This is a genomic window from Paenibacillus sp. P22 (assembly GCF_000469945.2).
Lineage (GTDB): Bacteria > Bacillota > Bacilli > Paenibacillales > Paenibacillaceae > Paenibacillus_O > Paenibacillus_O humicus.
This window is the reverse complement of sequence record NZ_CBRA020000035.1, coordinates 1-8,352: the sequence shown is the minus strand read 5'-3', so window position 1 is coordinate 8,352 and position 8,352 is coordinate 1. Positions and strand designations below refer to the sequence as shown.

5 protein-coding genes are annotated in these 8,352 nt (G+C 54.0%); all 5 read left to right on the top strand.

The window, feature by feature from the left end:
- Positions 1 to 370: polysaccharide pyruvyl transferase family protein (locus BN871_RS07425; RefSeq protein ID WP_048745212.1), on the top strand; the 370-nt coding region annotated here is incomplete at its 5' end.
- Positions 371 to 555: 185 nt separating this feature from the next.
- Complete coding sequence (locus BN871_RS07420; RefSeq protein WP_232312884.1) at positions 556 to 1,257, top strand: WecB/TagA/CpsF family glycosyltransferase; 702 nt, start codon at positions 556 to 558, stop codon at positions 1,255 to 1,257.
- Positions 1,258 to 1,380: 123 nt separating this feature from the next.
- A complete protein-coding gene (locus BN871_RS07415; RefSeq protein ID WP_048745211.1) occupies positions 1,381 to 2,502 on the top strand; it encodes a glycosyltransferase family 4 protein in 1,122 nt (373 codons plus the stop codon).
- A 183-nt stretch (positions 2,503 to 2,685) separates the two neighbouring features.
- Positions 2,686 to 6,738 (top strand): S-layer homology domain-containing protein, encoded by a 4,053-nt coding sequence (locus tag BN871_RS07410; RefSeq protein WP_157060237.1) that lies wholly within the window; start codon positions 2,686 to 2,688, stop codon positions 6,736 to 6,738.
- Between the two features lie 621 nt (positions 6,739 to 7,359).
- On the top strand, positions 7,360 to 8,352 hold a 993-nt coding region (locus BN871_RS07405; protein ID WP_048745209.1), incomplete at its 3' end, for an S-layer homology domain-containing protein.

Here is an 8,352-nt window from a genome sequence, read left to right as displayed (position 1 = left end):
CGGCAGCTCCGCCGAGCTCGCCGCCCCGGGCGACGACCCCCAGGCGATGCTGCTGGAGGTCAGCCGCTGCGACATGCTGCTCGGCATGCGCCTGCACGCGCTCATCTACGCGGCTGGCCGCCGCGTGCCGATGCTCGGCCTCAGCTATGATCCGAAGATCGACCAGTTTCTGGCCCGCCTCGGCGAGCGCCCGATTGCAACGACGGAAGCCATGGACGCCGCCGCCTTCGCCGATGCCGCCGAGCGGCTTCTGGACGGCGGAGACGGCTGGAGAGCGGACAAATCCGCCGCGATCGACAAGCTTCAGCAGGAGGCCCGCAAGCCGGCGCAACATATTGTCCAGTACCTGCGTCAGGAAACGAAGAGGTGACCGTTCGACCCATGTCGACTACAAAAGACTTTATAGACCCGTCCCATCAAGCAGCCAACGCACATGCACCGGATGATGCCGTAGAAGCGCTGGCGGACGCGATTGGGGACGCCTCCGAGGCTTCCGCCTGGCTGGAGTCGCGGACCGTTCCGAAGGTTTCGATCTATGGCGTTCCATTTTCCCGCATGGGTATGGACGAAACCGTGGAGTACCTTACGAACGTTATTGAAAGAGGGCAGCCTTGCCAGGTTGTCACGGCGAATCCCATCATGGTCATGATGGGACTCGAGGATCCCGCCTTCCATCGGATGCTGCGGGAAGCCGAGCTTGTCGTTCCGGACGGCGCGGGCGTCGTCTGGGCCGCCGGGTATGTCGGGCAGCCGGTCCGGGAAAGGGTGCCCGGCTTCGATTTGATGCACCGCCTGTTCCTGGAAGGCGAGGAGCGCGGCTGGTCCGCCTATCTGCTCGGCACGACGCAGGAAGTCATCGACGAGGCCGCGGCGCGTCTGAAGGCGAAATATCCGGGCGTAACCATCGCGGGAACGCATCACGGCTATTTCGGGGAGCAGGAGGACGCCGAGGTCATCGCCCGGATCAGGGCGGTTTCTCCGGATATGCTGTACGTGGCCCGTTCCGCCACTACCCAGGAGCCCTGGATCGCCCGCTACAAGCAGGAGCTTGGAGTGCCTCTCATCATGGGAGTCGGAGGCAGCTTCGATATTATCGCCGGCCGTTTGAAGAGAGCTCCGGTATTCATGCAGAAGCTGCGCCTGGAATGGTTTTACCGCCTTCTGCAGCAGCCTTCGCGGTTCCGGAGAATGCTCGTTCTGCCGCAATTCGCTCTGAGAGTGATTCGGGAGAAGGAAAAGGTGACAAAACCTTACTAGAAGCGTCAATTCGCCGTAATTTGCGCGAAATGCCCTGATATTGGGGTTGGAGTTTCTTTTTCGAACGAGTTATAATTCATTCCGGTGTAATGAAGGGGAGTTGAATTTCCAGTGAATGCCACAATGACTTATATCGTCGGTTTCGCAGTCGCTCTGATCCTGGCCGTCTCGCTGACGCCGCTCGTCAAGCGCTTCGCGTTCAAGATCGGCGCCATCGACAAGCCGAATGCCCGCAAGGTCCATACGCGCATCATGCCGCGGCTGGGAGGCCTGGCGATCTATCTCGCCTTTATCGGTTCGTTCTTCCTGCTGCTTCCGTTCATTCCGGAAGGGCTGCTGAGCGCCTACGATACGAATCTGATCCGCGCGATGCTGGCGGGCGGCACGATCATCGTGCTGACCGGCGCTCTCGACGACCGGTTCGAGCTGTCGGCCAAGGTGAAGCTGATGTTCCAGCTCGTGGCGGCATGCGTCGTCGTCTTCGGCTTCGACGTGAAGATCGACCTGCTGAACATTCCGTTCGGCCAGGACATGCAGGAGATCTCCTCCTGGCTCAGCATCCCGCTGACGATCTTCTGGATCGTCGGCGTGACCAATGCGATCAACCTGATCGACGGCCTCGACGGTCTGGCGGCGGGAGTGTCGGGCATCGCGATCGGCACGATTCTCATCATGGCCTGCTTCCTCGGCTTCGAGCCGATCATCCTGATGAGCAGCCTGCTGCTCGGAGGCATCCTGGGCTTCCTGGTGTTCAACTTCCATCCGGCTAAAATATTCATGGGCGACTCCGGCTCGCTGTTTCTCGGCTTCAGCCTGGCGACGCTGTCCATGATCGGCTTCAAGCAAGTCACGATCGTATCCTTCGTGACGCCGCTCCTGATCATCGGGGTGCCGATGGCGGACACGTTCTTCGCCATCATCCGCCGCTGGGTGAACAAGCGGCCGATCTTCGCTCCCGACAAGGGGCATCTGCATCACTGCCTGCGGGAGCTCGGCTTCAGCCACCGCAAGACGGTGCTGATCATTTACGGCGTAGCGGCTTTCTTCGGCGCCTGCGCGATCGTGCAGTCCATCGTGGTGCAGTCCCACGCGGCCAACTGGGTCACCTTCGTCGTCATCAGCCTGCTGGTGTTCGCGATGCAGATCGGCGCCGAGCTGATCGGCATCGTCGACAAGACGAAGCGCCCGCTGCTGAACCTGCTGGCGCGCATGCGCATGAAGCCGCATCACGAGCGCGGCAAATAAAGACTTCGCCATCAAAGGGCTTGTCCTTCTCCGGAAGGACGAGCTCTTTTTTGTTTGCCAAAAATTTATCTACATTATAATAATACTTTTCTGCGAGGGCTCAATATCCTAACAATTTACCAGCTTTCTTCCGATAAACAACCTACACCAACTAACACCGAAAGAGTATGGAGGAGGCTTCCCGTGTTAAAACGATTCAGCGCAATGTTCCTGCTGCTGGCCCTGGTCCTGCAGCTGATGCCGGCTCTTCCCTCGCAGACGGCCAGCGCCGCCGCGACGGGGTACTTCACGTTTGCAAAGGAAAGCAGCAGTCCCAAAAGCCCCCGCATCACGACGAACGGCAAAATCAATCTCGAAGGCTCGATCAGCAACATCGATCCTTCCAGCATTACCTACAGCGTCATTCAAGTCGTCAACTTCAAAGGCACCGACGACCCGACGGACGATGATACGGGCGCCAAGACCGAAGGAGTAAAGGGCGGCATCTATCTGTCCGGCTACAACCTTACGGTGAACAATGTTCAGCTCTACTCCGGGCTGAATCGGATTACATTCAAAGGCCTCCAGGGCGGCGCCGAGGTATCGACGTCCATCTATGTCATGTACCATGACGGTCCGGTCTTCTATAACCTTGCCGCCCGCTTGGATGGCAGCACGTTCCCGATGAAAGAGAATGGAACGACCGTCGTCCAATCAGGCGCTTCGCGCGGCAGGGCTTCCGCTGACATCGCCATTACGGGCAACGCGCCGAATGCATCCAAAGTGACGATTGAGGTCAACGGCTCCAGCCGGACTTATAATGTGTCAGCTTCCAACAACTACGAATTTACAATCTCTCCTTTGACGGTCAAAAAAGGCAAAAACCTGGCTACCATCAAGGTGACGAACAACAATCAGACGATCGAGACGACACGCGAAATCGCGTTCTACAACGGAGATGTGACGTTCTACGACGTCAACCTGAACGACGGCCAAAGCAGCGCGGCGCTGGAGTATTCCCCGAACTTCTCCACCACCAATACAGGCGTGCAAAACGCTACCATTACAGGTACGCTCATCGTTCCGAACAACAAAAAGATCGTGGACGGCAAAACCGTTCCCAATCCGAATCCATCGGAAGCCATTAAGATTTTCCCGAGTCTGGACGGGGCTAAGCTTCCAGCAGGGGGCTTTGATGCCACTCCTACGGTAGCAAAAGACGCTTACTCTCCGGAAGATGCCTTCTACGTTTATACCTTCACCATTGGTCTCGACAAGCTGAAGGCAGGTGAATATGCGTTCGACCGCGCCTACAATCTCAATCTGGAAGCCATGAACACGGTGGCAGGAGAGACGCAAGGCGTCTACAACCTGAAATTCACGCTTCGGGATGCCGGAGCTCCGTTCATCAGCGAATTCAACTATATTCCGGGCTACAAAACGATAGCGGACCTCAACCTTGCAAGCAAGCCGCTCTCGGGATCGAGTCTGTACGACACTCCTGTCGCCATGGAATTGCTGATCGGCAACTACTCGAACCAGCCCTTGACGATCAGCAATGTGAAAGATATCAATGGAAAAGACGGCAAGATCGAGTCTAAAGACATGAGTATAGTCGACACTTCTACGGTGACCCGCACAATCGGGGGAGTGAACAAAACCTTTACCCGCATCGTACTTGAGGTCAAAAAGCTGCCTTTCGAAGGCACCCAGACGCTGCTTTTCAAGCTGGGCGGCAACGACGCCGGCTCGGTCACCTTCAATATGCTTTTTGGACCGTTCCTGCAATACTCGAGCATTTACGATACGATGGATATTCCCTATGACACGACCAAGTCCACCCAATTGGACGATATCATCCAGAATAAGCTGAAAAAATTCGATGCGACGTTGAGCAATCTGAACGACATGTCGGAGATACGCTATAGCCCGGTTGACGGCAAAGCTCAAACGATGTTCCTGTATATCAACAATACGCCAATCGAAATTGCTAAAAATACGAGCGAAAACAATTTCGTTGCGACCAACAACGGCATCGCGACAGCTGCATCCGTTATGAAAGCGGGAGGGGCGTTTACGCTTCGCTTCGTATACAAGGGCGGCAAAAACAACTATGAAAATTCCATCACCATTTTATTGAGACAAATCAATCTGCCGAAGATTCCTTACTCTCCGGACAGCATCTATCCATACAGCAGCGAATTGATCTCGCCGCTTGCGAATGACCCGAATTTCCCCAAACAAGGCAGCGTCTACACGACCAAGGAACCGTACATGAACATTTACGGCACCTTTGACTTTATCGACTTGGGGACAACAATCTACGAAGCTCAAAGCAATCTAGAAAACATTGTCAAAGACAACAACAGCTCCAACTATATTCTGAAGATTGACGGCAGTACGCTTTCCAAGCCGATTGTCTGGACTCTCAGCAACGAGCTGCGTGTCGTCAACGATGCGACATTGCCGAAGGACCAGCAGACGGTGAGCGTCCTGAACGAAAACAAGACGATTGGAGCCATCGACAAGCAAGGGGACAAGCAGCCGAAGCTTACCGTCACCTATGACTTGAAGACGCAAAGCCTTTCCTGGGTGCTGACCGATCAGTATCTCAGCAAGGACGGCACATCGAGCGTCTACAACTTCTATGTCTACAACAACGGGGAAGCGGGCGCCCGCGCCAGCTACCGCCTGGAGGTGGATCCTACGGCTCTGCCGTACAAGATTCTGCGTCCGCTCACTTCCAAGCGCATCGTCAACCAGAACTACGTGGAGATCGTCATCGACGCTCCTAATGCCAAGACCGTAACGGTAGGCAAGCAGGTAGCCGAAAAAATCGCCTTCGACGCCGACAATGACGGTACCATCGACTATACGACCGCATATAGAGTCATGGTGTCCGGACTCAAGGCCGGAGAGAACAAGCTCAAGTTCACGATCGCCAACGACAACGATACGACCAGCGATACGATCGTGGTGACGTATGCTCCAACCAATATACCGGGCGCCGGTTATATGGAAGAAATGAAGAGCTCCCACAAAGTGTTCGAGGGCGAACTGACGCTTGCCTTCCCTAAGTCGACGACGCTCATCCGCCGCGACTACAACGTGCCGGAGAAGCTTAAAAACCAAGTCTTCACCGGGCACCGCCTGCTGTTCGGAATTGCGAATCCATCCGACGGAGTCATCGATCGGCATGAATTCGAACAGGCTCCAGCCAATTTCGACCTGATTCTGGAGAGCCTGGGCAACATGTTCGACAATACCTTCTCCCCTAACTTCAACAAAGCGGGCAAGGTATTCTGGATCGATGCGGGGCTTGCGGACAATCCGCAGACCGACAACGTTTATGATCCACTCAAGTATGGCATCGATCCGTATCAGTATCCGACCGCCGATGTGCCTTCCTACACGGACCGTCCTGCGAACCGCGAGCTGGTCACATCCAAGGAAGCGACGCTGACTCTGAGCTATGACTCCAACATTGTAGACGCCAACGGAACGTTCATTACGGTGTTCCATTTTGATCCGAAGAAGCCGGAATGGGTGAACCTCGGCGGCGTCGTCGACACCAAGAAGCACACGGTCACCGTGCCGTTCTCGGAGTTCGGCTACTACGTGGTCGGACAGATGAAATATTCCTATCTGGACGTTACGTCCCATCCGTATGCGCGCAACTATATGGAAGCGATGTATGCCAAAGGCTTCATCAATGCCGCCGGCAACGATGAGTTCGGCGCCAGCCTCTACACCTCCCGCGGCGAATTCGCCACGATGATGGTGAAGGCGATGTCCATACGTCTCAACTACAATACGGATCCGAACAAGCGGCTCTTCAATGACGTTGGAGTCGAGAGCACCGCACTGTGGGATTACCGCTACATCGAAACGGCCTTCAACGAAGGCTATATTCGCGGCAAGGCGCCGAAGGTATTCGAGCCTACAGGCAATCTGACGCGCGAGGACGCCTCGGTTATCCTCGCCCGTGCGCTCAAGCTCAAGCTGGAGACGGATCCGGCGAAAATCGAGAAAGCACTTCAAAAGGCTTTCAAGGATTACAGCAAGATCGATTACTACGCCCGCGCTTCGGTTCTGGCTATTTACCAGAAAGGCTATATCCAGGGCTCGCCGGTCGATTCCAGCGATCCGAAGAAAGGCAGCGTATTCGAACCGCAAGCGAATCTGCTTCGTTCCGACTCCTCCATTATTCTGGGTAAAGTGCTGGTCAGCCTGAAACGTCTTCCAAAGATCAATTAATCTTCAATGAAATTGGATGGATTGTGCCTGGAAATGTGGAATTTCCAGGCACTTCTTTCAAAAATGGCAGACTTATCCGGATTCGACATAATTCGAGAGATGGAAAAAGTTTCGAGTCGACGAAGAGCGGTTATCCAAGTTATACTAGGCTTGCAGCCAAAACCTACGAACAAAGGCAATACATAACAGCAAGACAAGGATATTTTCAAAAAAAAATTTCGGAAGTCGCAACTTTTGCGAAAGCCCTGCGTTTAAGTATCTGGAGTCGCAAAGAGCACCGGCTTGAAACCTGGACCGATGCGGGGATGGCGGATATGTCCAATGCCAAATGGTTTCTATTGATATGGAAACATATTCACATGTTTCTCTTTACTGGTTCTATCAGGCCATTGTATAATGATTTAGTGGTTTGACAGCTTTCCATTTTTTTTCTACTTGTTTTTACGAGTTTCTGCGGCATGTTCCTACACGTGTCTATACATGAAGCAGACCTTTTTCTATATTATATGGCTCCCACACTCTGGGAAGGGGGTGACACAACAGATGAGTAAGAAGAGCACTCATAGTTCCACAGAACACTCTCATTTACTTAAGCAAGTTAGAGGAGGAGAACAAAAGGTTATGAAGAAAAGTTTATCTCTGGTCGTTACAGGCGCACTCGTAACTTCCGTATTCGCAAGCTCCGCATTCGCGGCTGAACTGACGACGCAACAGAAGTTCGACGCACTCAAAGCAGCAGGTATCGTTGAAGGCTACCCAGGCGGTTCCGCTGGCCTCGACAAAAACATCACGCGTGCCGAGATTTCCAAAGTCGTAGCGCTGCTTCAAGGCCTTGGCGAAGACGCTGCTTCCTCGAAATACAAAGACGTAGCTGCCAACTACTGGGCTAAAGGCTACATCGGCGCAGTAACGAAAGCCGGCATCGTCAACGGTCTCGGCAACAACCTGTTCGGCCCTACGCAAAACGTAACGGTTGAGCAAGTTGCTAAAATCATCGTTGAATCCGCTGGCCTGACTCCTAAAGCCGACGCTGCCGTATCCGGCGCCGTAAGCGCATGGGCAAAAGGCTACGTGGCAGCAGCTATCGAAGCTGGTCTGATCGACCAACAAGCTTCTTACAAAGTAGCAGCTACCCGCGGCCAAGTATTCGAAGCAGCTTATGATCTTTCCAGCGCATCCGCTGTTTCCGTTAAATCCGCTGTTGCTGTCGACGAGAAGAACATCGAGGTTACTTTCTCCGACGGTCAAGTGGTAAAACAAGCTCTGACGACTGCACTCGTAGCTGGTCAAGCAACGAAAGTAGACGTTACGTACAACGGCAAAACTTACTCCGTAGAAGTTACGCTTCAAGCTGTTAAAGCTACTGAAGCCGCTCAATCGGGCGCTAAAGCGATCACGGTTAAATTCAACCGCGCTCTGTCCGCTACGGAAAAAACATACCTGGACGGCGGATTCGCAGTTAAATCCAGCCTGACTTCGTTCCCTGTAACGGCTAAATTCGCAGACGACAACAAATCCGTTGTTCTGTCCGCTGTATATCTGCCAGCTGGCGATTACACCGTAACGGTCAAAGGAACGGACGCTCCATTCACCGTTAAAATCGCTGCAAGCGTA

Coding starts and splice junctions, on each gene's coding strand:
- BN871_RS07420 (WP_232312884.1), top strand. CDS start 556: ATGGGTATGGACGAAACCGTGGAGTACCTTACGAACGTTATTGAAAGA.
- BN871_RS07415 (WP_048745211.1), top strand. CDS start 1,381: ATGACTTATATCGTCGGTTTCGCAGTCGCTCTGATCCTGGCCGTCTCG.